The following is a 25,947-nucleotide window of genomic DNA, read 5'->3' on the forward strand; positions in this document are numbered from 1 at the left end:
TCTAAACACTATCTGTTTTTTATTAATGCCATATAAAAAAAAGGTTATGTTGCTATTAAGTTTTACTTAATAAGCAGCATAACCTTAATTTCACTTTAAAGGTAATGTAACCCTAAAAGTACTTCCTTGTCCAAATTTTGATGTTACAAGCACATGACCACCGCATCCCTCGACCAAGTGCTTGACAATGGCTAAGCCTAGTCCGGTCCCGCCCATCTCACGGGAACGAGCCTTATCGACACGATAAAAACGTTCAAAAATACGAGGCAAACTTTCCTGAGGAATGCCGATTCCGGTGTCAATGATCTCAACGACTACACCTTCAACGGTTCGGTTGGCCGTTACACTGACTTGACCTCCGGCCAGGGTGTACTTAATCGCATTTTCCACTAAGTTAACCAACACTTGTCGCAGCGGATCCGGCCCCAGCGGTACCGGCGGCAATGCCTTTTCTACATGAAAAGTGATCGCGATATTTTTTTCGTTGGCTAAAGGCTCCAACAATTGTTGCACTTGACGTAAGGCAGTCTCCAGCGATGACTTTTCTGCGAAAGGTTGCTCCCGCTGACTTTCAATACTCGATAGCTGTAACAAGTCTTCAATCAAACGCTGTAAGCGGCAAGTCTCTTCTTCGATAATCGATAAAAAACGGTAAGCAACTTCCGGTTGTTCCACCGCTCCGTCGCGCAACGTTTCGACAAATCCTTTAATGGAGGTTAAGGGCGTTCGCAACTCGTGCGATACATTGGCCACAAACTCTGTCCGTACTTGCTCTAACCGGCGAACTTCCGACACATCATCAAGCACCATGACAGCTCCGCCAAAACTTTGCTGTTCACTCCAAACCGGCACAATCTGCACCCGGTAGGTTTGACTGCGATGGGGCCATAACTGCAGTTCTCGCGTATTGGCTTCTCCCGTTTTTAAAGCAGCCAGTAACATATCGTCTAGGGCACGAAGGCGTATGACTTCGACAAGTTGCTTACCCAATACGGCTTCTTCTCGGGCAAGCAGCATCTGTTCTGCCGCCCGGTTGAGCAAGATGATCCGGCCCAGATGATCGAAGCCAACTACCCCTTCAACCATCGACCCTAAGACCGTTTCAAACTTGCTTTTTTCATTGCGCAATTCCCCGATTTGACCACGCACCTGCTCCACCGTTTGGTTGATCACCTGTGCCAGCGTCGTTAATTCCGAGCTGTAGTGGACATCATACAAACGCACTGCCTGCCCTTGGGCTAACTTCTGTACAACTTCGACCATCTCATTGAGGATATTGGCAATGCGGCCGGCCCCGAGAAAAATAATCGTCGCCGAAAAACCCAGAAAAAAAACAAACACCGCATTCAATCCTACATGGGCGTCGGGATGAACATATCCCGCCCCCAGAAGATAGAGCCACAACGTGGGTAGCAGCATCAGCACAAAGAACGCCAAGGTTAACCGCCAGCGCAAGCTACGCCAGCCCTGCCAGGCCATCATACCGAGGGAGCGCGAAATTTATAGCCGACACCGCGCACCGTATCAATGTACTGTGGATTTGCCGGATCCTGTTCAATTTTTTGGCGCAAATGCCGGATATGCACATCGACGGTGCGACTGTCACCATAAAAATCATAGCCCCAGATCCGCTCCAACAGAAATTCCCGCGTAAATACTTTCCCCGGGCGAGCGGCCATCCACCGAAGTAACTCAAATTCCTTCGGTGTTAGATCTTGCTTACGCCCATTGACCAACACTTCATACCGCTCGGCGTCAATATGTAGCTCGCCGATTTGGATCGGCCCAGTCACTTGCGCATCCACACGATTCACCCTGCGTAGCAGGGCCTTGACACGAGCCGTTAACTCACGGGGACTAAAGGGCTTGGTGATATAATCATCGGCCCCCATTTCCAATCCCAGTACTTTATCGACTTCTTCTCCCTTGGCCGTTAACATGACGATCGGCAAGTGGGCCGATCGCGAACGACCGCGTAATGCGCGGCAAACTTCCAACCCATCCATTTTGGGCAACATCAAATCAAGGATGACAAGATCAGGAGGATCATCACTGATCAACTGTAGTGCCTTTTCCCCATCCATGGCGCTAATTACTTGATGTCCCTCTTTTTCTAAATTAAAGCGCACTAATTCCAGAATATGACCATCATCTTCGATAACAGCGATCTTAGCCACGCTTTCCACCTCCTTCTTCTTCCAACCAGATCAATGCACCATGGCGACCGGTACGACCGTCCCGTCGATAGGAAAAAAACTCCGGTGAGCAACAGGTACAACGATCGAGCATGGCGATCTGCCCTGCCGGTACACCGGCAGCTTCACACTGCAACTGCTGTGCCCGCGCCAGGTGCAACGTTCGCTTGCCTTGATGATCAACCTCATGCCCAAGAACCGCTGATGCAAAGGGCCACCGCGCCATAAAAAGTTCAACGACCTCCGGACCGACGGGATAACAACAGGGGCCAATAACCGCCCCAATGGCGACCCAGATATCACCAGTATTACTGCCGGCAGCAACCATCTGCTGAATCACTTTTTCCGACAAGCCCTGCACGGTACCGCGCCAACCGGCGTGAGCGGCGGCTATCCGCCGTGCTCCGGCATCAAAGAAAAGCAGGATTCCACAATCAGCGCCAAAGACAGCCAGCGGTACACCGGTTTTGGCGGTGATCATTCCATCGGCTTCTCCCAAAGGCCGCTCCGGAACCGGCGTTGTCACATCCATCATTGCCGTGCCGTGAACTTGATCTACCGTCGCCCATGGTTGTTCCCCCATGCCGGCGGCCTGACTTAACTGGCGGCGATTGAAGGCAACCTTTTGCGCATCGTCACCGACATGAAACCCCAAGTTCAAACGATCATAAGGCGGTTCACTGGCGCCGCCGCTACGTGTAGTCATGATCGCTTGACAACCGGGTGGCCAAACCGGCCGGTAAACTACCATATCCCCTAACTGCTGCCGTTGCCATTGGCCTTGTGGCATCTTTTCACGCCCCTTACACATAACCCTGCACAGTCACAACTCGCCCCTGCCGTAACGATGATGCTACATCGACGATCCGTTGATTGCGGGAACCGCGAAAAGCGATCGCCAAATCTCGCTCCTCTTCCCGGTAAGGTCCGTCAATCAGCCAGTCACAGCGCCGTAACAGCATCATGGCATCTTCTCGTAGCTGCAGTTCCTCCCAGCGATAACCACTGTACACAACGATGTGCAGTCCCATCGCCTTCACTTCATCAGCTAACAACGCTAACGTCGCCGCTTGCTCAAAAGGCTCACCGCCGGAGAAGGTAACGCCGGAGAGATAGGAGGTGCCTTGGCGGATCATCATTAGCACTTCTTCGATGGTTACCTCCCGGCCTCCTGCCGGATCTTGCGTATCCGGATTATGACAGCCAGGACAGCTACGATAGCACCCCTGAACAAAGACAGTAAACCGTACGCCCGGCCCATCGACAATGCTTTCCGGCACCAAACCGGCGATACGTAATTTCATGATCATCACCTCTACAGAAAAGGCCTCCTGCCACTGGGCAGGAGACCTTGGTAGCTTTATTCCTCACGGCTCGTCCCTGAGAAAATCAACACATATTTGAGCAATTCCACAACGGCCACCAGTGCCGAGGCCACATAGGTCAAAGCGGCGGCACCTAAGACTTTCTTGGTTAGCTTCAATTCATCTTTACTGACATAATTGTAGTGCTGGAGCATCTGTAACGCACGATTGGAAGCGTTGAACTCAACCGGTAAGGTAATCACTTGAAACAAAACGGCTGCACTGAAAAACAAGATACCGGCTAAGATCAAGCCACTCCAATGAAAGAAGAAACCTGCCAAAAACAAGGGCATCGCCAGCATCGAACCGGCATTGGCCACCGGAACAAAAGCATGACGCAGCGCCAGCGGCGCATAGCTTTGGGCATGCTGGATCGCGTGGCCCACTTCGTGTGACGCTACACCTAACGATGCAACGGAGTACCCATGATAAACATCCTGCGACAAACGAACAACTCTGGATCTGGGATCATAATGATCGGAAAGCTTGCCTCCGCCGCTGAGTTCAACCGGAACATGATGCAAACCGTTGGCATCCAAAAGCCCCCGCGCCACCTGGGCTCCGATGATCCCGCTTCGCGCCGGCACCTTCGCGTACTTGGTAAAGGTACGGGATACCTTGAACTGCGCGTACAGTGCGAGCAAAACAAAAGGAAGCACCAAAAAATCGAGGGGATGGAAAAACATCGATTCACCGATCCTTTCAAATATTAGGGAGAGGTTACGCCTTCATTGTAGTATAGGGCTGATCGGCTGTCAATCATTTGTGGCAAATGCTGTCACATAGTTTTCCTATTTATTTAATGAAGTTTTTATTTATTAATGAAGTTCTTTCCTAATGAAGTTCTTCACACTCACGTTGGTGGCAATGGGTTGCCCGGTTGGCTTCTTCCGCTTTTTTCGCATCATTAAAGTTATCCAGCGTCGACAGGTAGCCGGTGATGCGCCGCACCCGGGAAATGGCACCGTGACCGCAGCGGGGGCAACTCTCTTGATCGATGACCCCGTTAAAGCCGCATTGCTTACAGATATCAACGGGGAAGTTGACCGCCGCATAGCCCATATCGGCATCATACATGGCTTTGATCAACGTCTCAAAAGCCTGCATGTTGTGCTGTGGCGCTGACGGCAATTCCACGTAAGAAATATGCCCGGCATTACAGTACTTGTGATAGGGTCCTTCCAGACCGATCTTGGCAAAGGCATTGATCTGGAACTCTACCGGTACATGGAACGAGTTGGTATACCAGGGGCGATCGGTCACACCAGGAATTACCCCAAAGCGGTCGCGATCTTTCTTGGTAAATTTGCCTGAAAGCCCTTCCGCCGGTGTCGCCAGCAACGAAAAATTGAGCCCATACTGCTGCGAAGCTTCGTCCATCCGGTCACGCATGTGACTCACGATCTTCAGGCCCAACGCCTGCGCTTCCGGCGACTGGCCGTGATGGTGCCCCGTCAGCGCCACTAAACATTCGGCCAAGCCGATAAAGCCCATCGACAGCGTGCCATGGATGATGGCCGGCTCGATTTTATCAGTCAGTTTCAACGACTCACTACCCACATAAAGACGCTGCCCCATCAGGAAGGGAAAATCACAGACCCGTAAATTCTTTTGCACGTCAAATCGCGTCAAAAGCTGCTTGATGATCAAGTCGATCGTTTCATCAAGCATCCGCCAAAAAGCATCCAAATCGCCTTGGGCACGCAAGCCGATACGCGGCAAGTTCAGCGAAGTAAAGGAAAGATTACCACGGCCATCGGTTACCTCAGCGCCGTTCACATTGCCGATCACGCGGGTCCGGCAGCCCATATAGGCCACTTCTTCGTTATCCTGTTGATAGGAGCGGTTAAAGGAAGCATCTTGAAAAGCAAAGTTGGGGAACAAGCGCTTGCAAGCCACCTGCATCGACAATTGGAACAAGTCATAGTTGGGATCACCCGGCGCATAGTTGATGCCTTTGCGAATCTTAAAGCACACATTCGGGAAAATCGGTGCCTCGCCCTTGCCTAAGCCTTTTTCATAGGCCTGTAAAAAGGTCCGCGTGATCAAGCGGCCTTCCCAGGTCGTGTCGGTACCAAAGTTAATCGAAGAAAAGGGAACCTGCGCCCCGGCACGACTGTGCATGGTGTTCAAATTATAGATAAAGCCTTCCATGGCTTGATAGGTTTCACTCTCAACGCGCTCCCGCACCATCGCGATCAGCTTGTCCTCGGGAACGGTAATCTCAAAGCGGGCGATGGCTTTGCGCAGATCCGCTTCCTGCCGCCGGTATTCCGCTTGTACATAAGGAACCATATCACGTTCAAAGTAGGCGAAAGACTGACCGCCATGCATGTCGTTTTGATTGGACTGCAAGATGATCGCTGCCAACGCGGCAGCCGTCTTGATGCTTTTCGGCGGGCGGATATAACCGTGACCATTATCAAAGCCTTGCGCCAACAGGCGCTGCAAGGGAATTTGCAAGCACGTCAGGGTTTTGCCATACCAAGCCAAGTCATGAATATAAATATCGCCGTCACGATGCGCATTGGCTTCATCTTCCGGCAGCATGCGGTTCAAATAGTAGTTAACCGACGCTACTTCGGAGATCTGCAACACTTTCGCCGAAGGGCTGTTCGATACGTTCGCATTTTCCCGGTTGGTTTCACGTAAGATCTCACTGACAGCATCCATCAAATCAGACTGAGCATCGCGGATCCGCGTGCGTTGGTGGCGATAGAGTATGTAGGCTTTCGCTGTACGGGCATGGCCGCTCTCAATCAGGACTTTTTCCACCGTATCTTGTACATCTTCCACCGAAAAAATATCGCCGTTATAGCGCTCTTTCAGCAACCGCAACACACGAAGCGTTAACTCCATGGCCATCTGGCGATCTTCACCGCCAACAGCTTTTGCGGCTTTAAAGATGGCATCGGTGATTTTGCCTTCGTGAAAAGAAGCAATACGGCCATCACGCTTGCGAATCTGATTAAACATACCTATTTCCTCCTCGAATGGGGACCTAGTTTTTTCTGGCCAGCAGCCCCTCTAACTCTTCCAAAAAGCGGCCAATATCTTTAAATTGGCGGTAGACCGAAGCAAACCGCACATAAGCTACCTCGTCGACATCACGCAATCGCTCCATGACCAATTCACCGATCTGCACCGTCGGCACTTCTCGTTCACAACGATTACGCAAATCCCGCTCCAAAGCTGTCACCAAGGCTTCCAATTGTTCCAGCGGGATCGGGCGCTTTTCACAAGCTTTGACGAGACCAGACATCAGTTTATGACGATCAAAAGCTTGCAGCGTTCCATCCTTTTTACGCACAATCAGCGGTGCTTCTTCTACGCGCTCCAATGTAGTAAAACGACGATTACAAGTGAGACACTCCCGACGCCGCCGAATCGTTCGGCCTTCCTCCGCGGCTCTTGTCTCTAACACTTTTGACTCGGGATGTCCACAGTAAAAGCACTGCATTTGACGTTCCTCCGCATAACCCTATATCTAGTTGCTTTGAAATTATACAACCCTAGATATTGGTCGGTCAAACGCTCTTCCCCCATGTTAGGTAAACTATGCCGACATTTTAGCCTGTTTCCTGCGTTTTCGCCCCTCTTCCTGTGCCTTCTCCTGTCCGATTCGATTTTTTCAAAGGGCCATAAAAGGGCCATAAAATAGCAAAGCCCCCTAACCGCTTAGCGGTTAAAGGGCAGGTTTTCGCTTCCATCTTGATGGCTTGATAATTCATTATAATTATTGAGTTCGACCAAAATTACATCGACACCGATTTTCTTGATCCGGTCCCAGGGGACAATCACATCATCACCGCGCCCGAAAAGGCCCATAAACCGTCCTACGCCTGGCAGAACGATCGCACGTACTTTGCCAAGTTCCGGGTCAATATCAATGTCCTTGATCACACCGAGTCGCCGTCCATCAGTGACATTGACAATATCCCGGATGCGCAGTTCGGAAATCTTAATCACCTGCCGGCCACCTCCCTCTAATGCTACATAGTATGAAGGAGGGGTAGTAGTTGTGACTATTTCTCCAGCATTTGGCACGATTATCTAGACATATTTTTTCATGTGGCCCAAAGCCGCTTTTTCGAGTCGGGAAACTTGGGCCTGGGAGATACCGATCTCCTCGGCCACTTCCATCTGCGTCTTGCCTTCGAAAAAGCGTAAATTGAGGATCAGTTTCTCCCGGTCATTGAGTTTGCGCATCGCTTCCCGCACAGCCAGTCCTTCCAGCCACTGACCGTCTTGGTTTTTTTCATCACCGATTTGATCCATCACAAAGATCGGATCGCCGCCATCATGGTAGATCGGTTCGAACAGGGAAATCGGTTCTTGAATCGCATCGAGGGCAAAGACAACTTCCTCACGAGAAAACCCTAAGGCTTCGGCGATTTCCGCCACGGACGGTTCCCGTGAAAGCCGGTTCACCAGTTGGTCGCGAATTTGCAATGCTTTATAAGCAATATCACGCAATGAGCGACTTACCCGGATGGGGTTATTGTCTCGTAAATAGCGGCGAATTTCGCCAATGATCATGGGCACGGCATAGGTAGAAAATTTGACATTCTGACCAAGATCGAAATTATCGATCGCTTTCATCAAGCCAATACAACCGACTTGGAACAAGTCATCGACATATTCTCCTCGATTCGTAAAGCGTTGTATGACACTAAGTACAAGTCGCAGATTGCCGCTAATCAGCTTTTCCCGCGCTGCTGTGTCACCTGCTTGCATGGCCTGAAACAAGGTTCGCATCTCCACATTGGTAAGCACGGGCAGCTTGGCCGTATTCACCCCGCAGATCTCCACCTTGTTGACCATCATGGGCAACCCTCCCGACGGTGACGAAGTTACATCTTCTAGTATTGGCTTCGTCTTTTCGGGTTATACCGGGTTGCCGCGACATCAAATTTTATTCCAAACGGTGAAATTCCTTGCGCAGCCGCTTGATGATCCGCTTTTCCAGACGTGAAATGTAGGATTGCGAGATGCCCAACAAGTCGGCCACTTCTTTTTGCGTTTTTTCCTGAGCATCACGCAGTCCAAAGCGCAATTCCACGATACACCGCTCGCGGGTGGTTAATTTGCTCATCGCCGCTTGCAGCAATTTGCGGTCGACTTCTCCTTCAATGGATTTATAAATAATATCGTTCTCCGTCCCCAGCACATCGGAGAGCAATAATTCATTGCCATCCCAGTCAATATTGAGGGGTTCATCAAAAGAGACTTCCGAGCGGGTTTTATTGTTGCGCCGTAAGTACATTAAGATTTCATTCTCAATGCAGCGTGACGCATAGGTAGCCAGCTTGATTTTCTTTAAAGGATCAAAGGTATTGACAGCTTTGATTAAACCGATCGTACCGATCGAAACCAGATCTTCGATACCGATCCCTGTATTTTCAAATTTGCGGGCAATATATACGACTAACCGCAAGTTGCGCTCAATCAAAATGGACTTGACCGAACCGTCACCGTTTTCCAGTAAAAGCAACAGATCGCTTTCTTCGGCAACGGTCAACGGAGGCGGCAACGCTTCACTCGATCCTACATAATGAACTTCCGAAACCAAATTCAACCGTTGAAGCCAGTATAAGATGCGGCGTTCCACTTTTTCTTTTAATCCTTTCACCGGTCCATCAGCCAAACCTAAGGATTCCACACCCATTCCCCCTACGTTTCCATTGTCCAAACAGCCGGCACCAAGGCATGATACTGCTTATTCGGATCTAAAGGCTGATCTGTAACGCCGATCCAAGCATCAGTGCAAACTTTCCAAGGGTGTTGGGCAATTCTTACCATCGCCTGGGACGGTCGAAAGCCCGGCATCACACCCTGGCTTTGCCCCAATGAAACAAAAGGTATGTAACGCACCGGTAATGCCAGTGCCGCTTCCTCTCTTTCTGCCGGCCAACCTTCCGGTAAAAGATGAGCAATCGCCTGCCGCTCCACAACGATGACCGGGGAACGCGTTAAGGGATCCCGTAACCCATTGCCACTGTCAATTAAGGCCGGAATTTCCGTCTTACCGCTGGCCAGCATCACCAGCAATTGTGCTTGCCAGCAGGCCCTTTCCCGCGAACCGCGCCATAGATGTAAAAAGCCAAATGCGATCAGCGCCCCAAGCAAAAGCAATAACCAAAACTGCCAGGGTGTACTTCCGGTTTCAATCGGTACAAAAGCGTACATTAATCCGCCAATTACCCAAGCACTGACATAAAAAACTCCTCCATGACGGAGGCGGTTGTGGGGAAAGGCAATCCACACGAGCACACCGCTGAGCAATAACTTATACAGCCAGGCCATCCACCAGAGGGGCTGCCACCACAAAAAGAGAAGCGACCCTGTCGCCCCTGCTGCTGCCGCTACCATATAACGTTGATAAAGGCAGGGGCTGCGCAAGAGACTGGAGGTCAACCATAATAGAAAAAAATCGATGATGAAATTGATTAACCAAGCTAAATCCCAGTAGACAACCCCGTGATCTTCCATCGACTTCACCACCATCATCTTGAACAAGTACCATTATAGCGCAGCCCTTTTACAAATATTGTCACATCATGGCCGGTTTAAAAAATAAAATACCTGAGGATTTCCTCAGGTATTTCTCCAATATTCATAAGATTAGCGGCGATGATTGCGAATAAAATGGGGAATATCCACATCATCATTAGCAGAATTTTGTTTGCCTGTTGCTGTCGGCTCGACAACCGTCATCGGTGGATGAACCGGTTGCGGCTGAACCGCCGGTTGCATCGTTGGCTGCATTACCGGTTGCATCGTTGGCTGCATTACCGGTTGCATCGTTGGTTGCATCACCGGCTGCATCGTTGGTTGCATCACCGGTTGCGCCACAACACGCTCCGACGGCACGTTGACTACTCGCCCGGCAACTCCGATCGCCGGCTGTTGATCGAATCCAGTCGCAATGATCGTTACCCGTACGCTGTCTTTCATCGATTCATCAATGACAGCACCAAAGATGATGTTGGCTTCCGGATCAACGACTTCATTGAGCACTTCGGCGGCCTCATGAACTTCCAGCATCCCCAAGTTGGAACCACCGGTGATGTTCAACAAGACACCGCGAGCGCCTTCGATGGAAGTTTCCAGCAGAGGACTGGAGATCGCTTTGCGCACCGCATCAACCACACGAGTTTCACCGGAAGCTTCGCCAACACCCATTAAGGCCGAGCCCGTATCCGTCATGATCGTCTTGACGTCAGCAAAATCCAAGTTGATCAATCCTGGGACAGCAATCAAGTCCGATATACCTTGTACACCTTGACGCAATATATCATCAGCTTGCTTAAAGGCTTCGTTCATCGGTGTATTTTTATCGACAACCTGTAAAAGCCGATCATTGGGAATAACGATCAGCGTATCCACAGCCTTGCGTAATTCCTGGATCCCTTTTTCAGCTTGCGTCGCCCGCCGCCGGCCTTCGAAGGTAAAGGGACGGGTTACCACGCCCACAGTCAAGGCGCCCAATTCCTTAGCCACCTCAGCGACGATCGGTGCTGCGCCCGTTCCTGTTCCACCGCCCATACCGGCCGTGACAAAGACCATATCAGCACCTTTAAGCGCAGCCGTTAACTCATCGCGGCTTTCTTCCGCTGCTTTTTTGCCAACCTCAGGATTGGCACCGGCGCCTAACCCTTTGGTCAGTTTCATCCCGATCTGCATCTTTTGCTCAGCCCGGGAAAGCTGCAACGACTGTGCATCCGTATTGACGGAGATGAAATGTACACCGCGAACTCCATGGGCGATCATACGGTTAACAGCATTATTGCCGCCGCCACCGACACCTACGACTCGAATCACAGCTAATTGGTTTAATTCCGTATCCAGTTCAAACACAGGGCGACCTCCTTTTAACTGCCTGGGGGTTATTGTATTTTCATCGCCACATTTGAATCCTTTTGGTACCCTTGATTATAACCGAAAAGAAGCGCTGTCTGATAATTTTATTTGCCTTTTTCGTTTTTTCTGAACTGTAATCCTTCCCAAAGAGTCGCCGTTAACCTGACGGCGTTTATGTACGTGGTTTGCTTAAAGCTTGATAACCGGTGAGGTATGGGACGTTACATCAATATAACGAATTTTACCCAATCGTTGTTCACGCGTGAGTTCAGCGAAAATATCAGCCAACGCATCGCCTTTGGCAGCCACTTGGTCAGGCGTGCCGAAGCGAACTTCGACTCCTTCCACAGTATATAAGGTTAAGCGGCCCCCTTCACGGACGTGCACTTCCGCAATCCGCGTCATTAACGTCGGCGCGAACTCGCGACAGAACCGTAACGCCGCCGCCATCTCATCACCGGTAAAAGCTTGTCCAGGACCGACCTGAGAAGACACGGGAATCCCCGTCAACAACGGCAAGGGAATCCCGGTTAAGGCATTGACCGTCTGCAAAAAGGTACCCTGATGATCAACCAGAATAAATCCCCGGGGACCGTGCACCACAGCTACCGGTTTACGTTCTTTGATCTGAAGAATTACCGTAGAGGGCCACTGCCGCTCTAAAGCAATCGCTTCGACCTGAGGGTGAAACAAAAGCTGTTGTACCACGCGCTTTTCATCAAGACGCCAAATATTTTCACCCAATTGAATACCGGAAAGTTGCACCATCTCCGCTTCCGGCAATAATGAAGTACCTTGCACACTCACATGGGTAATTCCAAAGAAGGGGGAACGAAGAAAAAAATACGTAGCCACCAGCGCCATGGCGATAAAACTAAAAAGTAACTTGCTGGCACGCTGACGTAGCATAATCATTCTCCTTTTGTTGGAAAAAATGCAACAGCGTTATTATAACAAAAAAGCTTGCTCCTGACCATCATCGCTTTGCTCTTTTTATGATTATCCTCTTTCACCTAATGATCAATATTTTTTAGCCCCCTGGAATGCGTTCAATCTTGGCCCCCAGTGAAGAAAATTTTTCAACCAGCCGTTCATAACCACGATCCACATGAAAAATCTTTTCTACCGTCGTGCCGTTTTCAGCAGACAAACCAGCCAAAATCAAGGCCGCTCCTGCCCGTAAATCGGTCGCCTCCACCACAGCACCACTGAGCCGGGGCACACCTTTGACAATCGCTACCCGTCCTTCCAAACGGATATCGGCTCCCATCCGCCGCAATTCATCAACGTGCTTGAAGCGATTCTCAAAGATCGATTCGGTAATAATACTGGTGCCTTCGCTGATCGTCATCAGAGCCATCAATTGCGGTTGCATATCCGTCGGAAAGCCAGGATAAGGCATTGTTTTCAAGTTCACCGCTTGATGGGCTTGCTGGGCAAAGACACGAATCGAGTCCCCCTCATCAATAATCCCTACACCGACCTCACGCAATTTGGCCATGATCGGTTCCAAATGCTCAGGGATCACATTGGTCAGCCGAATATCACCACCGGTCATGGCGGCACCGATCATAAATGTTCCGGCTTCAATTCGATCAGGAATAATCGTATGCTGGCAATCATGCAGTTCGTCAACACCTTCGATGCGAATGACATCCAGCCCGGCCCCCCGTACCTTGGCCCCCATGCTGTTCAGAAAGTTTTGTAGATCCACAATCTCCGGTTCTTTGGCCGCATTGCGTATCACTGTGGTACCTTTCGCTAAACAAGCAGCCATCATCAAATTCTCGGTAGCACCGACACTGGGAAAATCAAGGTGAATTTCTGCCCCTTGCAGTCGTGTGGCTTCCACCTGATAGTACCCAAAGCGTTCTTCAAAGACAGCACCCATTTTGCCCAGGCCTTTTACATGCAAATCCATGGGCCGGCTGCCGATGGAACATCCACCAGGATGAAAAAGACGGACCCGGCCAAAGCGCGCCAGCAAGGGGCCCAGGACCAGATTGGACGCCCGCATGCGCCGCATCAAATCGGAAGAAACTTCGGCCGTCGTCGCTTGCCCGGCATCAATCACCAGTGAATTACCCTGACTTGTCACCGTTGCACCCAGATGCCGTAACACTTCACACATAACCAGAACATCCTGCAATTGCGGGACTTCTTGGAGCTCACAGCGCCCCTTGGACATCAGCGCCGCCGCCATGATCGGCAATATGGCATTTTTGGCGCCGCTGATTGCCACCGTTCCCCGTAAGGGGGTGCCCCCCTTGATTCGAATACAAGACTCCGCCACCATCACTCGGCCCTCCCGGTATCACCGACGAGTTGAATCTCTGTGCATAACTCGACACCGCTTGCTGCCAGGACTCGTTGTTGGATCAAGGCAATCAATGCCAGCACATCCGTTGCCGTAGCGCCACCGGCATTGACGATAAAATTAGCATGACGATTTGACACTTCCGCGCCGCCGATCCGGTATCCCTTTAAACCTGCCGCTTCAATCAATCTACCTGCCGAATCGCCCGGAGGGTTCAGAAACACACTTCCCGCATTCGGCCACTCCAACGGTTGGGTTGCCCGACGCCGGGCCAATGCCTTGGCCATCGCAGCTTCCATATCGGCCACCACACCATCAGTCAGTTGCAGTTGTACTTCCGTAACAATACATCGACGCTTTTGCAAACGGGAATGGCGATAAGTAAATTGCAGTTCTTCTGCTGCTACCGTTTCTATCGCCCCGTGCTCATTGACCAGTTCCACCGCGAGCACCCGTTCACCCACTGCCGCCCCATGGGCTCCCGCGTTCATCATTACAGCTCCACCAAGGGAGGCTGGAATGCCTGCGGCAAATTCCAAACCGGCCAGCCCTTGCCAGACCGTCCAGCGTGCCAATCCCGGCAGACCAACTGCGGCCCCAGCCGTCACCTGATACCCGGAACGTTGCTTGTAGCGAAAGCCATCAGCCAGCCCGATCACAACTCCACGAATCCCCTGATCAGCGATCAGTACATTCGATCCGGCCCCAAGCACCGTCCAAGGTACACCACAACGAAGACAGTTCTGCACGATCAGCACCAGATCTTGACGATCAAGAGGCAGCACATAAAGATCGGCGGGCCCACCAATCCGCCAGGTTGTATGACCTGCCAGGGGTTCCTGTTCGCGCCATCGACCGCGAAAGCCCTTCAGCACCTCGGTGACCGGCATGACTATTCCTCCTTGCCGCCGCGCTCCTTCAGACAGGCCAGCAGATCCGGTCCCACCGTCCATATGTGGCCGGCTCCCATCGTCATGATCAGATCGCCAGGTTGAGCAATACCCGCCAAGTAAGCGACAATCTCTCCCTTATCAGCGATCACCGGTACCGCTTTTCCAGAACGATTCCCGATGCCGTCAGCAATCAATGCTGCCGCTACACCAGGGATCGGCGCTTCACCGGCAGCGTAAATCTCATTAAGTACCACCAGATCAGCATCATCAAAGGCCGCACCGAAGGGAATATATTGCGCCTGCGTCCGCGTATAACGATGGGGCTGAAACACACAAATTAATCGTTGTGGAGACAGTTGGCGCGCTGCGGCCAACGTGGCCTTAACCTCCGTCGGATGATGAGCATAATCATCAACCACCCGAACCCCTTGTTCTTCACCGATCCATTGAAAACGGCGTCCGGCACCGCGGAAAGAAGCCAGCGCACCGGCGATCAAAGCAAAATCCAGGCCAATCCGATCGGCACAGGCAATGGCGGCTAAGGCATTGCTCACATTATGCAGCCCCGGCACCGGCAGCATGATCCGGCCAAGGCAACGTTCCCGGTGATACACCTCAAAAGCGGTTCCCGTCGATGTAACCGTAAGATCGCGGCAGTGATACTCGGCCGTGGGATTTAGCCCATAGGTGATGATCGGTGATGACGATCGCCGGCAGGCCATTTCCCGCAGACGCGGATCATCGTCGCAAAGAACGAGCCAACCGTCTCTGGCCACATTATCCGTAAACTGTTCAAAAGCTGCCTCAATGGCGGCTACCGTTTGATAATGATCCAAGTGATCATCTTCAATATTAGTGATCACCGCCATCCACGGATGAAGTTTCACAAAGGAGCCGTCACTTTCATCGGCTTCGGCAACCAAATAGTCACCTTGCCCCCACTTACCGTTACCATCAATTTCTTGCAGTTCACCGCCAACGACAATCGCCGGATCCCAGCCGCTTTGCTCAAGAATTACGCTGATCATCGCACTGGTCGTTGTTTTGCCATGGGCACCGGCTACAGCGATGCCTTTTTTCATCGCCATCAACCGTGCTAACAAATCAGCCCGGTGCAATATTTCCAGACCTCGCTCACGAGCTGCCACCAGTTCCGGGTTATCGGCCCGAACCGCCGTAGAGACGACTACCGTAGCTACATCATCAGCCAGATTCGCTGCTTCGTGACCTTGAAACACCTGTGCCCCTAACCGTACAAGCCGACGCGTTGTTTTCGAATCGGCTAAATCAGAGCCACTGACGGGACAACCTTGTTCCAGTAGTACCTTGGCTAAACCGCTCATACCTGTTCCGCCGATACCCAGAAAATGCACTCGATCTTTTTCAATTTTCAATGCTGAATTCAGCTCCTTTCCCAAGTTGCACTGATGGCGCAACTTGTTCGGCTGAGAATGTTACATAGTATGCAGTTGCCCGCATCCTGCTCCTCAGCTTGTCCCCTCATGAATCCAAGAAAAGATCAGCCCTTTTGCAGCAGCTGATCAATTTCATCAATGATACTCGTTAACGCCGTTGGTTTCCCCAGCGTCAATGCCGCCTGCCCCATCGCCGTTAACGTCGCCGGTTCGCGCAAGAGTTCCAGCACCAGCGGCGTCAACGTTTCACCGGTCAATTCGCGATCGACGATCATCCGAGCCGCCCCGGCGTCGACCAAACTCCGAGCATTGGCTTCTTGATGATTTTCGGCAGCAAAGGGATAGGGAATCAAAATCGAAGGCAACCCACGTACCGTTAGCTCTGCCAAAAAAGCAGCGCCTGCCCGGCCGATGCATAGGTCGCAAGCAGCCAGCGCTTGTTCCATCCGCTCCAGGTACGGCAAGATCCGCAGGCGGCTTTCATCCATACCTACCTGCCGGTAGGCTGCTTGAACAGAGGCCAAGTGCGGTTCACCGGTCACATGCACAAGGTACGCATCAGGCAAAGAAGCCAGTGCCTGCGCAACTACAGGCATGGCCTCATTCAGCCGCTGAGCGCCACGACTGCCGCCGACCGTCAAGATCACCTGGCCCTTTTCCGGTAACTGAAAAAAACGACGACCGGCCTGGCGTTCGGCCGTCATGATCTCCGTTCGCACCGGCAGCCCCGTCAGCACCGTCCGCCGCGCCTTCAGCCGTTTGGCCGCTTCGGCAAAAGTCAGCATGACCAGCGCAACGCGCGAAGCCAGCAGACGGTTGGTGATACCGGGATAGGCATTTTGTTCATGAATCACCGCCGGAATGCCAAGCATCGTCGCCGCCATCACCACCGGCAGCGCGACAAAACCGCCGGTACCGATCACCAGATCGGGACGGCGGCGACGTAACAACCACAGCGCTTCCGATAACCCCCAGGCCGTTTCGCCGAGCGCACGCACCGCTTGCCAACTGATGCGACGCTCTAAGCCGCGACAATGAATCTTCGTCAAGGGTAACCCCGCGCGGGGCACAATGGAAGTTTCCAGGCCGTGATACCCACCGACGTATTCAATCCGGCAACCAGGGTAACGCTCCGTCAAACCGCGGGCAATGGCCAGTGCGGGATAAATATGTCCACCGGTCCCTCCCCCGGTAATGACAAAGGTCTTTACCTTGGGCTGCCTCATCATCTTCGACCTCCTTCATCGTGGTGAATATCGCGATACACTGAGCAGCAAACCAATTCCCGCCAGCGTAAACACCAGCGACGAACCGCCATACGATAAAAAGGGCAACGTAATCCCCGTAACCGGTAAAAGCCCCGTGACTACACCCATATTGATCACCGCTTGCAGCCCCACTTGCGCCGTTAGCCCCACCGCTAATAAACTGCCAAAGGCATCGGGACAAGTCACACCCACACGAATACCCCGCCAGATCAACAGAAAAAACAAAGCGATCACCACGGCCGCTCCGAGCGTCCCGAATTCCTCACCTAAAATCGCAAAAATAAAATCGGTATGATGCTCAGGAAGGTAAAAAAACTTTTGCTTGCTTTGGCCAAGTCCCGAACCAAAGAGACCCCCTCCGCCCAACGCATAGAGCGATTGCAAGAGTTGATACCCTGCACCTTGCGGATCCGCCTCGGGATCAAGAAAACCCGTAATCCGCCGCATGCGATAGGGCTCAATATAAGCAGCCAGCGCGACGAGGCCAACGCCCGCCCCGAAAAGCCACCCCATGTGCTTGGTCCGTGCACCGGCCACAAAAAGCATCAAGAACATCGTCCCACAAATCGCCAGCGCTGTGCCGAGATCCTTTTGCACCACCAACACCAGCCCGATGAACCCCATCAACGCTAAGTACGGCCCTAACCCCTTGAACAAATCGAGCAATTGATGCTGATCACGGGAAAGTGCTTTGGCCAAAAAGAAGATCACCGCTAACTTGACCAGTTCGGAAGGTTGAAACGACGCCGGGCCAAGATTCAACCAACGCGTCGATCCCAATACCTTTTTCCCGACACCGGGAATAAACAGGGCCAACAACAAGATCAAACTGACGATCAAAAAACCATTGGCAATCGGCGACAAGCGACGATAGTCAAAACGCATCAAGACCACAAGTACGGCAAGTCCCATGACGGCAAACATCATCTGCCGCTTGAAAAAGAAAAAAGGATCCTCATACTCATAGGAGGCACGAACCGAACTGGCACTCATCACCATGAGCAGTCCGATCATCAAAAGCAGTACGACCGCCAGTAAGATCGTCACATCGGGCGATTTACGCTTGAGACGCATCTGTCTACCCCCTTAAGCCCATACCGGTCAGATCAATGCGCAAGTACCTTTCCTGCAGGTAAACTGCAAACCAATTGCTTGAAAACCTGACCACGTTCTTCATAATTCCGAAACATATCCATACTGGCGCAAGCAGGGCTCAATAAGACCACATCGCCCAAGGTGGCTTGGGCTTGCGCCGCCTTGACGGCCTCCGGATAGGTAGCGACCCGCGTAATCCGGTCAAAACCCGTTGCCCGTACCGCCGCTTCGATCAGATCGGCGGCCTGCCCGACCAGCACCAGCCATTTTACACGTTGGGCGACAACCTGGGCCAGATCAGCAAAATCGCTGCCTTTATTCTTGCCGCCAGCGATCAAGACAACGGGCTGCCGGTATGACTCAATCGCCTTGATCGTTGCATCGGGGTTCGTCCCTTTGGAATCATTTACATAAAGCACACCGTCAACGGTAGCCACCGGCTCCATCCGGTGTTCCACCGGTTGAAATGCTTGCATGGACCTACCGACAACGTCCGCCGCAACACCCAAGGCCATCGAACCAGCACAAGCGGCCAGCGCATTTTCCACATTATGAGCGCCTTTGATCTGCAGTTCATCAATGGAGACCACCGGTCGTTCGCCCTGGTCATCACGAAAAACGATCCAGCCCTCCCGTACAAAAGCGCCGACCGCTACCTCTCCCAGACGGCTAAACAAAAGCACTTTGCCAGGGCAGTCAGAGGCCAGCGACGCCACCAGCGGATCATCAGCATTAAGCACGGTTATGTCCGATGGTTGCTGACGGGCAAAAATCCGTGCTTTCATAGCCCGGTAATTTTCCATCGTTCCATGGCGATCCAGATGATCGGGCGTAATGTTCAAGATCATCGCCACCCGAGGCTGAAAGCGCTCGACCGTCTCCAGTTGAAAGGAGGAAACTTCAGCAACAACACTTTTGTATTTCCCCGGCAATTGTACTTCTTCAATCAGTGGTTGCCCAATATTGCCGCCCACCAAAGGCTGCCAGCCGGCCTCCGCCAAAATCGCTCCGACCAGCGATGTCGTCGTCGTTTTACCGTTCGTTCCCGTAATGGCGATCCACGGCTCATGGCTCAGCGAAAAGGCCAATTCCAATTCTCCCGTTACCTTAATTCCCAGTTGCGCTGCTTCCTGGGCCAGCGAACCGAGAATAGACACACCGGGACTTAAGACCACTTCGGCAAAACCCGACCGGGCCAGTTCCGGGTATCCGCCACCGTAAAGCGTTACCCCTTTCTCCGCCAGATCAAGTGACGTTGCCCACTGTTCCAGCGGCTTTTGATCACACAAGGTCACGGCTGCGCCTTGTTCAGCCAGGGCACGAGCAGCAGCGATCCCACTTTTCCCCGCACCAACGACCAATACCTTTTGCTCTTTTCGGTTCACCCTGCACCATTCCCCTCAACAGCGTTTCCTTGCTACAGCTAAAAGCGAATTTGAAAAGCCAACATCGTACCAATGGAAGCGGCCACCAGCGATGCCGCCCAAAAAGAGTAAACCACCGTCTCCTCACGCCAACCGGACAACTCAAAGTGATGGTGCAAGGGACTCATCCGAAAAATTCGCTTGCCCGTCAGTTTAAACGAAAGCACCTGCAGAATGACCGACAGAGTTTCCGCTACAAACACAGCACCTAACACCGGCAAAATCAATTCCGTTCGCGTCAACATGGCCAGCGTGGCCACCGCTCCGCCCAGCGCCAGAGAACCTGTATCTCCCATAAACATACGAGCAGGATGACGATTAAAGAAGAGAAATCCAATACAACCGCCGGCCAGTGCCGCCGCAAAGACAGCGGTAGTCATGGTGTTTTCAGCTACAGCGATCACTAAAAAAGCCAGGGCTACCCAAAAGGTCATACCTGCCGCCAGTCCATCTAACCCATCAGCGAGATTCACGGCATTCGTCGTACCGACAATGACCAACATGGCCAACCCATAGTAAAGCCAACCGGCATCCCACCAAGTATTCATCAAGGGTATGTAGACCAGCGTTCCCCGATCCAAACCAACGACAATCCCATAGATCAACAACACCGCTACCACCGTCTGGGCAACGATTTTTTGCCACGCCCGCAACCCAAGAGAACGTTTGAGTACAACTTTAATAAAATCATCAAGGAACCCAATCAATCCAAAGCCCAGTGTTCCTAAAAGCAGCATCGCCATCGTGAGGGAAAATCCCTGTGCCAAAAGCGCCCCCGCCGGAATGGCCAACAAAAACAGAATTCCTCCCATCGTCGGCGTTCCGGCTTTTTGCAAATGCGCCTGTGGACCATCATCACGAATGTGTTGGCCAAATTTCAATCGCCGCAATAGCGGAATTAACCAGGGCCCAGTGATCAGTCCCAATGCACCGGCAATAATAAACGCGTAGATAATGGCTTGCATCGTTACTCTTTCCCTTCCAACTTTACCCCTACTTCCCGGCCAGCAGACCGATCACCCATCACAGACCTGACTACCATATTTTGGCCAAGTGGTAATAAAACGAGTCATTTAACCGCCAGGGATCATCGCCGGATCATGGACCGTAACCGAGCTTTGCTAACTCGGATTGCGCAACTTGCCGGTCATCAAAATCATGCACTTCCCGGCCAATGATTTGATAGGTCTCATGGCCCTTGCCGGCAATCAACACCAAATCACCGGCCTGCGCTTCCTGCAGCGCCATGGCAATCGCTTGCCGTCGATCCGGTTCCACGCGATATTGGACTCCCTCCACCGAACGAACACCGGGCAAGATATCGTCAATGATCGCCAGCGGTGCTTCCGTACGAGGATTGTCGGAAGTAACCATCGCCCAATCACTCCAGCGGGCTACCTCGCGGCCCATGAGGGGGCGTTTGGTCCGATCACGATCGCCACCGCAGCCAAAGACAGTGATGATCCGTCCGGCTGTGATGGCCCGCGCTGTTTTCAAAACATTTTCCAATCCATCGGGCGTATGGGCGTAATCAACAATCACGCTGAAGGGCTGATTTCCCCCTACCGGTTCAAAGCGCCCCGGCACGCCCCGGACCTGCGCCAATGCCGCTACCATCGTTTCGCTGGGGACACCCGACGCCACCCCGACCGTAAATGCCGCCAAGGCATTGGCAATATTAAAGTGACCCGTCAGGGCCAACTGCAACGTTGCCGTTCCCCCCGGGTAATCGACCTGGCAAGCAGCACCCCGAGGCGTTACTTCCACATCTCGTCCGTGAACATCGGCCGCCTGTGCACTGCCATAGGTCAATACTTGCACCGCCGAAGTATTGATGAAATACGACGCTTCCGGATCATCGGCGTTGATCACGGCAAATTTCGCATTGTTGCCGGCCGAAAGCTGTTGAAACAAGCGGCCCTTGGCCTGGCGGTAGTTTTCCAGAGTGTGATGGAAATCCAGGTGATCCTGCGTCAAGTTCGTAAACACAGCCACATCAAAGTCGACTCCGGCAACACGACCCAATTCCAGGGCATGCGATGAGACTTCCATCACCACCGCATCAGCCCCGGCGGCGCGCATCGTTGCCAGGAGTGCTTGCAAATCTAACGATTCCGGCGTTGTATGGGCTGCCGGCCACACCTGATCGCCTAAGCGATTGCCGATGGTGCCGATCAAGCCTACTTTTTTACCGTGACGGCGCAAAACAGCTTCGATCAAGTGGGTTGTTGTTGTTTTCCCGTTCGTACCTGTTACGCCAATCATCCAAAGATGGCGCGACGGATGACCATAGAAACAACTGGCCGCCTGCGCTAAGGCACTTCGTGCCGAATCGACGAGAATTTGCGGCACATCGAGCGGTAAGAACCGTTCGACGACCAGTGCTGCCGCCCCCTTGGCGACAGCTTGCTGCGCAAAATTATGGCCATCAGCCTGATGACCGGGAACACAAAAAAAGAGAAAGCCCGGCGCCACCTGCCGGGAATCATAAGCCAAGCCCGCGATCTCCATCGCGGGCTGGCCATTCTGACTCCAGCTTTGCACGGGTACCTCAGCCAAGATCTCCTCAAGTTTCAAAACGTTTTTCCCTCCCCGAATCACTCGCAGGAAACCCTTACGGCCCTTCCTCAGGCAAAGGTGCAAATTCGACTTGCACAACGGTTCCGCGCGGTACGGCCTGACCGGGCTGCACACTTTGTTTGTGCGCCAACCCTGAACCCACCGGCTCAAAGGACAAACCAGCCTGAGCCAGAAGCTCTCCGGCCTGGCGAATTCCTTTGCCTCGAACGTCGGGGCAAACCGCCGACGCTCCGGCAATCACCGGTGCAGCCTTGGGATCGTCGCCTAAGTACAAAATCACGGCTGTGCTGATGGCTAACTTTTCACCAGGTTCCGGTTGCTGGCGAACGACCTTAGTTCCAAAGCCCTCTGTGGCCGCAGCTAAGCGGACGCGGCCTAATTGATCCTGCGCTTCCAGGAGCGACAAGCCGGTTACTGACGGAACGATAACTTCTTCCACCGTATCACCTGCCGCCGGTGTTTCCTGATGTTCGGCCTGCGGTTGAATCCCTAAATGACGCAATACATCGGTCATGACTAACTTGAAAATCGGTGCAGCCACCAAACCGCCAAAATGCGGTTCTCCTTGCGGCGCATCAACGACAACCAAACAAGCGACGACGGGATCATTGGCCGGGGCCAACCCGACAAAGGAAGCCACATATTCCCCTTCCATATAACCGCCGCCGGACTTGATCTTTTGCGCTGTACCGGTTTTGCCGCCCACCCGCTGTCCGTCAATGTAAGCATTCTTCCCGGTGCCTTTGGATACGACTGATTCTAAAATCAAATTTAAATGCTGTGCTGTTTCTTGTGAAATCACTTGACGGATAATTTCCGGCGCATAGCTTTTGAGTACCCCACCTTGCGCATCGAGTACTTTTTCCACCAACTGCGGTTTCATCAACTTACCGCCGTTGGCCACCGCCGAGACGGCCGTGATCAATTGAATCGGTGTCACCGCATTGGCCTGCCCAATCGACATGGTCGCCAGATCGATCGGTTTTACGTTCGCTTGGGGCACCAAAATCCCCGTCGCTTCACCATTTAGACTAATGCCGGTCGGTTGCCCAAAACCAAAAGCTTTTAAATAACGATAAAACTTTTCCGCACCAAGGTTCAACCCAATGGCGATAAATCCAGGGTTGCAGGAATTTTGGACCACTTCTTCAAAGGTCTGATCGCCATGGCCGCCATCTTTCCAGCACCGGACCCGGCGATCGCCGACCTTGGCATAGCCGGGATCAAAAAAGCGATCACTGTTCTTGACGGTTCCTTCCTCCAGCGCTGCGGAAGCCGTCACAATCTTAAAGGTTGAACCCGGTTCATAGACATCGCTAATCGCCCGGTTACGCCGAGCAGCATCGCTAAAATTCGTGCGATCATTGGGGTCAAAAGTGGGGCGGTTCCCCAAGGCCAAAATACGGCCCGTTTTGACCTCCATGACGATAATCGTTGCACCTTTGGGTTTGCGTTCACGTTCCAGTTTATCCAATTCCCGTTCCACGATATACTGAACGGTCTCATCGATCGTCAAAACCAAACCGCGTCCATCCGTCGGGCGAATAAAGGCATGTTCAGCTTGCGGTAACTGCCGGTTCTGCCCGTCATACTCCGAGACCAGGCGCCCCGGAATCCCCTTAAGTTGCTGATCAAAAATAAATTCTAGCCCTTCCAAACCGCGGGCATCCGTATCGGTAACGCCAAGCACGTGGGCAGCCAGCTTGCCTTTTTCATAATAACGCTTGCTTTCAGGCACATAGCTGATGCCCGGCATCTTGAGGTTTTTCTCCTGCACATAATTGCGCAGATTCGTGATTTTATCGGGGTCAACTTTACGTTTTACATAAACAAAGCTCACATTTTCCTTGGTGATCAGCCCATAAACCTTCTCCGGATCCATCTCCAAGAACTGCGCCAGCACTGCTGCCGTCTCACGTGCCCGCCCCGGTGCTTCCCGCTCCCCCCGCATCACTTCGGAAGGATTGGCAACGACCGAATCAACACTGATCGACACCGCCAAAGAATGCATATTGCGGTCATATATCGTGCCGCGCTTTGCTTCCACCACTAACTCACGCATTCGCATATTTTCTGCCTTTGACGCATAAAAAGCTCCATTAACCACCTGTACCCAAAGCAGTCGGAACAGCAGGATGGTCAAAAGAGCACCAAAGAGTAGAAACACTGTCGCGGAGCGCTTGCGTACCTGAACCGGCGTGGCAAACACGCAATCCTCCCCTTACCCCCAAAAAGTAACCCCTCTCAATTCCCCACAGGCATTACCCAGAAATCCTTCAACCATTATAGGTTTCGCTGCCAGTGATGACAAGCATCTTACGAAGGATCTTGCTGAAACCAAGCGCCTACCTGGCTGAAAAACCGCGTCACCGAAGCGACCATGGGATGAGCACCGACGACCGGCGGTTGGCTTTCCTCCATTACCGGTGCTGTCACCGTTGTTCCGGCCAAGGTTGGTATGGTGACCCGTGGCTGCATGGGAACCGAACGTGCCTGTTGGACATGGTGCATCCCCAAACGCGTTGTGGCAACTTGCTCAATGCGCTCTAACGATTGCAACTGGTTAATTTCCACATGCAGGTAATCAATCGCCTTTTGCTCTTTTTCTAACGATTTGCGCAGTTCCTGCACATTCTTACCTGCATGAGCCAGTGATGAGTACTGCACCGCGATCAACACACCACAACAAAGCAAGAGCAATGCGCCGAAAGCCAGTTGACGATGGCGGCGGCGGCTGACACGCCGTCGACGAATCACATATAACTGACCTGGCTTTTTTGTATTTCCAGGCTGCACCTGATCGTGAAGTACACGAGCAGTCGCTTGATTCAATGGTATTCACCCTCTCCGGTATCAAGAACTAGCGCCGACAAAACAAAGGAATTCTTATCGCCCACCTCGTGATCACTCCGGTACGCGAAGGGCCGCCCGTAACTTAGCACTTAGCGCCCGTGGATTGGCTTCCGCTTCCTCGGCCGAACAAACAACGGGCTTACGTGTCAAGACCTTGACCTGCGCTTTTCGACCACAACCGCAAACCGGCATGGCCGGTGGGCAAATGCATCCCTTAGCTGCATCGGCGAAAAACTGCTTGACCATCCGATCTTCCAGCGAATGAAAACTGATGATGACAAGACGTCCCCCCGGAGCCAGCACATCGAGCGCATCAGGCAAGACCTCCTGCAGTGCGCCCAGCTCGTCATTCACAGCAATGCGCAATGCTTGAAAAGTTCGCTTGGCCGGGTGTCCGCCCTCTTGCCGTGCTCCTTGCGGAATAGCCGCACGAATCACATCGACCAACTCATCCGTTCTTTGTAACGGTGACGCTTGGCGCCGTTGCACAATAAATTGGGCGATCCGTTTGCCCCAGCGCTCTTCACCGTATTCCCACAAGATCCGGGCAATTTCCGCTTCCGGATAGAGTCTGTCTAAAAACCTCCGCATCCCAAGGGTCGATTCATAAAACTCAGTATTCAATGGTATTTTGTGCCATTTAAAGGTATTTTGGCTTCGCTTGTCGAATCAAATGAAGA

General features: G+C 52.4%; 24 protein-coding genes. All 24 read right to left on the minus strand.

Annotation, left to right across the window (positions count from 1 at the left end; translation table 11 throughout):
• Nucleotides 1-90 precede the first annotated feature (90 nt).
• The 24 genes from pnpS to rsmH all read right to left on the minus strand — a co-directional run bounded on the left by pnpS (nt 91) and on the right by rsmH (nt 25,858).
• Nucleotides 91-1,482, minus strand: a complete 1,392-nt coding sequence (gene pnpS, locus EDD73_RS11395; RefSeq protein WP_131920012.1) for a two-component system histidine kinase PnpS — start codon at nt 1,480-1,482, stop codon at nt 91-93.
• A complete protein-coding gene (locus EDD73_RS11400) occupies nt 1,479-2,177 on the minus strand; it encodes a response regulator transcription factor (RefSeq protein ID WP_131920014.1) in 699 nt (232 codons plus the stop codon). The genes pnpS and EDD73_RS11400 overlap by 4 nt, the downstream gene beginning before the upstream one ends.
• Nucleotides 2,170-2,985, minus strand: a complete 816-nt coding sequence (gene pgeF, locus EDD73_RS11405; RefSeq protein WP_165876477.1) for a peptidoglycan editing factor PgeF — start codon at nt 2,983-2,985, stop codon at nt 2,170-2,172. Before pgeF ends, EDD73_RS11400 begins: the two co-directional genes overlap by 8 nt.
• Nucleotides 2,986-2,998: 13 nt before the next feature.
• The gene (gene nrdG, locus EDD73_RS11410) at nt 2,999-3,499 is read right to left on the minus strand and encodes an anaerobic ribonucleoside-triphosphate reductase activating protein (RefSeq protein WP_207668876.1); all 501 of its coding nucleotides are present in this window, start codon (nt 3,497-3,499) and stop codon (nt 2,999-3,001) included.
• A gap of 56 nt (nt 3,500-3,555) precedes the next feature.
• Nucleotides 3,556-4,245, minus strand: coding sequence for a zinc metallopeptidase (locus tag EDD73_RS11415; protein ID WP_131920020.1), 690 nt, complete (start codon nt 4,243-4,245; stop codon nt 3,556-3,558).
• 148 nt (nt 4,246-4,393) lie between these two features.
• A complete protein-coding gene (locus EDD73_RS11420) occupies nt 4,394-6,535 on the minus strand; it encodes an anaerobic ribonucleoside triphosphate reductase (protein WP_131920022.1) in 2,142 nt (713 codons plus the stop codon).
• A 25-nt stretch (nt 6,536-6,560) separates the two neighbouring features.
• A complete protein-coding gene (gene nrdR / locus EDD73_RS11425) occupies nt 6,561-7,019 on the minus strand; it encodes a transcriptional regulator NrdR (RefSeq protein WP_131920024.1) in 459 nt (152 codons plus the stop codon).
• A 218-nt stretch (nt 7,020-7,237) separates the two neighbouring features.
• The gene (locus EDD73_RS11430; protein WP_131920026.1) at nt 7,238-7,528 is read right to left on the minus strand and encodes a YlmC/YmxH family sporulation protein; all 291 of its coding nucleotides are present in this window, start codon (nt 7,526-7,528) and stop codon (nt 7,238-7,240) included.
• Nucleotides 7,529-7,612: 84 nt separating this feature from the next.
• Nucleotides 7,613-8,386: an RNA polymerase sporulation sigma factor SigG gene (sigG, locus tag EDD73_RS11435; RefSeq protein ID WP_131920028.1), complete on the minus strand. Its 774-nt coding sequence runs from the start codon at nt 8,384-8,386 to the stop codon at nt 7,613-7,615.
• Between the two features lie 88 nt (nt 8,387-8,474).
• Nucleotides 8,475-9,170 carry an RNA polymerase sporulation sigma factor SigE gene (gene sigE, locus EDD73_RS11440; RefSeq protein WP_243116902.1) on the minus strand — a complete coding sequence of 232 codons (696 nt, stop codon included), beginning with the start codon at nt 9,168-9,170 and terminating at the stop codon, nt 8,475-8,477.
• A 62-nt stretch (nt 9,171-9,232) separates the two neighbouring features.
• Nucleotides 9,233-10,051, minus strand: a complete 819-nt coding sequence (locus EDD73_RS11445; protein WP_165876478.1) for a sigma-E processing peptidase SpoIIGA — start codon at nt 10,049-10,051, stop codon at nt 9,233-9,235.
• Nucleotides 10,052-10,183: 132 nt separating this feature from the next.
• Entirely contained in the window at nt 10,184-11,419 is a 1,236-nt protein-coding gene (ftsZ, locus tag EDD73_RS11450) for a cell division protein FtsZ (RefSeq protein ID WP_131920032.1), read from the minus strand.
• A gap of 192 nt (nt 11,420-11,611) precedes the next feature.
• Nucleotides 11,612-12,331: a cell division protein FtsQ/DivIB gene (locus tag EDD73_RS11455; RefSeq protein WP_165876479.1), complete on the minus strand. Its 720-nt coding sequence runs from the start codon at nt 12,329-12,331 to the stop codon at nt 11,612-11,614.
• Nucleotides 12,332-12,452: 121 nt separating this feature from the next.
• On the minus strand, nt 12,453-13,718 hold the full coding sequence (gene murA, locus EDD73_RS11460) for a UDP-N-acetylglucosamine 1-carboxyvinyltransferase (protein WP_131920036.1): 1,266 nt from the start codon (nt 13,716-13,718) through the stop codon (nt 12,453-12,455).
• Entirely contained in the window at nt 13,718-14,629 is a 912-nt protein-coding gene (gene murB, locus EDD73_RS11465; protein ID WP_131920038.1) for a UDP-N-acetylmuramate dehydrogenase, read from the minus strand. Before murB ends, murA begins: the two co-directional genes overlap by 1 nt.
• 2 nt (nt 14,630-14,631) lie before the next feature.
• Nucleotides 14,632-16,026: a UDP-N-acetylmuramate--L-alanine ligase gene (murC, locus tag EDD73_RS11470; protein ID WP_131920040.1), complete on the minus strand. Its 1,395-nt coding sequence runs from the start codon at nt 16,024-16,026 to the stop codon at nt 14,632-14,634.
• A gap of 125 nt (nt 16,027-16,151) precedes the next feature.
• Nucleotides 16,152-17,273, minus strand: coding sequence for an undecaprenyldiphospho-muramoylpentapeptide beta-N-acetylglucosaminyltransferase (gene murG / locus EDD73_RS11475; RefSeq protein ID WP_131920067.1), 1,122 nt, complete (start codon nt 17,271-17,273; stop codon nt 16,152-16,154).
• A gap of 15 nt (nt 17,274-17,288) precedes the next feature.
• Nucleotides 17,289-18,389: a putative lipid II flippase FtsW gene (gene ftsW / locus EDD73_RS11480; RefSeq protein ID WP_131920042.1), complete on the minus strand. Its 1,101-nt coding sequence runs from the start codon at nt 18,387-18,389 to the stop codon at nt 17,289-17,291.
• Nucleotides 18,390-18,421: 32 nt separating this feature from the next.
• Nucleotides 18,422-19,795, minus strand: a complete 1,374-nt coding sequence (gene murD, locus EDD73_RS11485) for a UDP-N-acetylmuramoyl-L-alanine--D-glutamate ligase (RefSeq protein WP_131920045.1) — start codon at nt 19,793-19,795, stop codon at nt 18,422-18,424.
• A 38-nt stretch (nt 19,796-19,833) separates the two neighbouring features.
• Complete coding sequence (gene mraY / locus EDD73_RS11490; protein ID WP_131920047.1) at nt 19,834-20,799, minus strand: phospho-N-acetylmuramoyl-pentapeptide-transferase; 966 nt, start codon at nt 20,797-20,799, stop codon at nt 19,834-19,836.
• Nucleotides 20,800-20,932: 133 nt separating this feature from the next.
• Nucleotides 20,933-22,411 (minus strand): UDP-N-acetylmuramoyl-L-alanyl-D-glutamate--2,6-diaminopimelate ligase, encoded by a 1,479-nt coding sequence (locus EDD73_RS11495; RefSeq protein WP_131920049.1) that lies wholly within the window; start codon nt 22,409-22,411, stop codon nt 20,933-20,935.
• A gap of 37 nt (nt 22,412-22,448) precedes the next feature.
• Nucleotides 22,449-24,623, minus strand: coding sequence for a stage V sporulation protein D (locus EDD73_RS11500; RefSeq protein ID WP_131920051.1), 2,175 nt, complete (start codon nt 24,621-24,623; stop codon nt 22,449-22,451).
• A gap of 107 nt (nt 24,624-24,730) precedes the next feature.
• Nucleotides 24,731-25,246, minus strand: a complete 516-nt coding sequence (locus EDD73_RS11505; RefSeq protein ID WP_165876480.1) for an FtsB/FtsL family cell division protein — start codon at nt 25,244-25,246, stop codon at nt 24,731-24,733.
• A gap of 72 nt (nt 25,247-25,318) precedes the next feature.
• The gene (gene rsmH / locus EDD73_RS11510; protein ID WP_131920056.1) at nt 25,319-25,858 is read right to left on the minus strand and encodes a 16S rRNA (cytosine(1402)-N(4))-methyltransferase RsmH; all 540 of its coding nucleotides are present in this window, start codon (nt 25,856-25,858) and stop codon (nt 25,319-25,321) included.
• Nucleotides 25,859-25,947 lie beyond the last annotated feature (89 nt).

It is taken from the genome of Heliophilum fasciatum (genome assembly GCF_004341395.1).
Lineage (GTDB): Bacteria > Bacillota > Desulfitobacteriia > Heliobacteriales > Heliobacteriaceae > Heliophilum > Heliophilum fasciatum.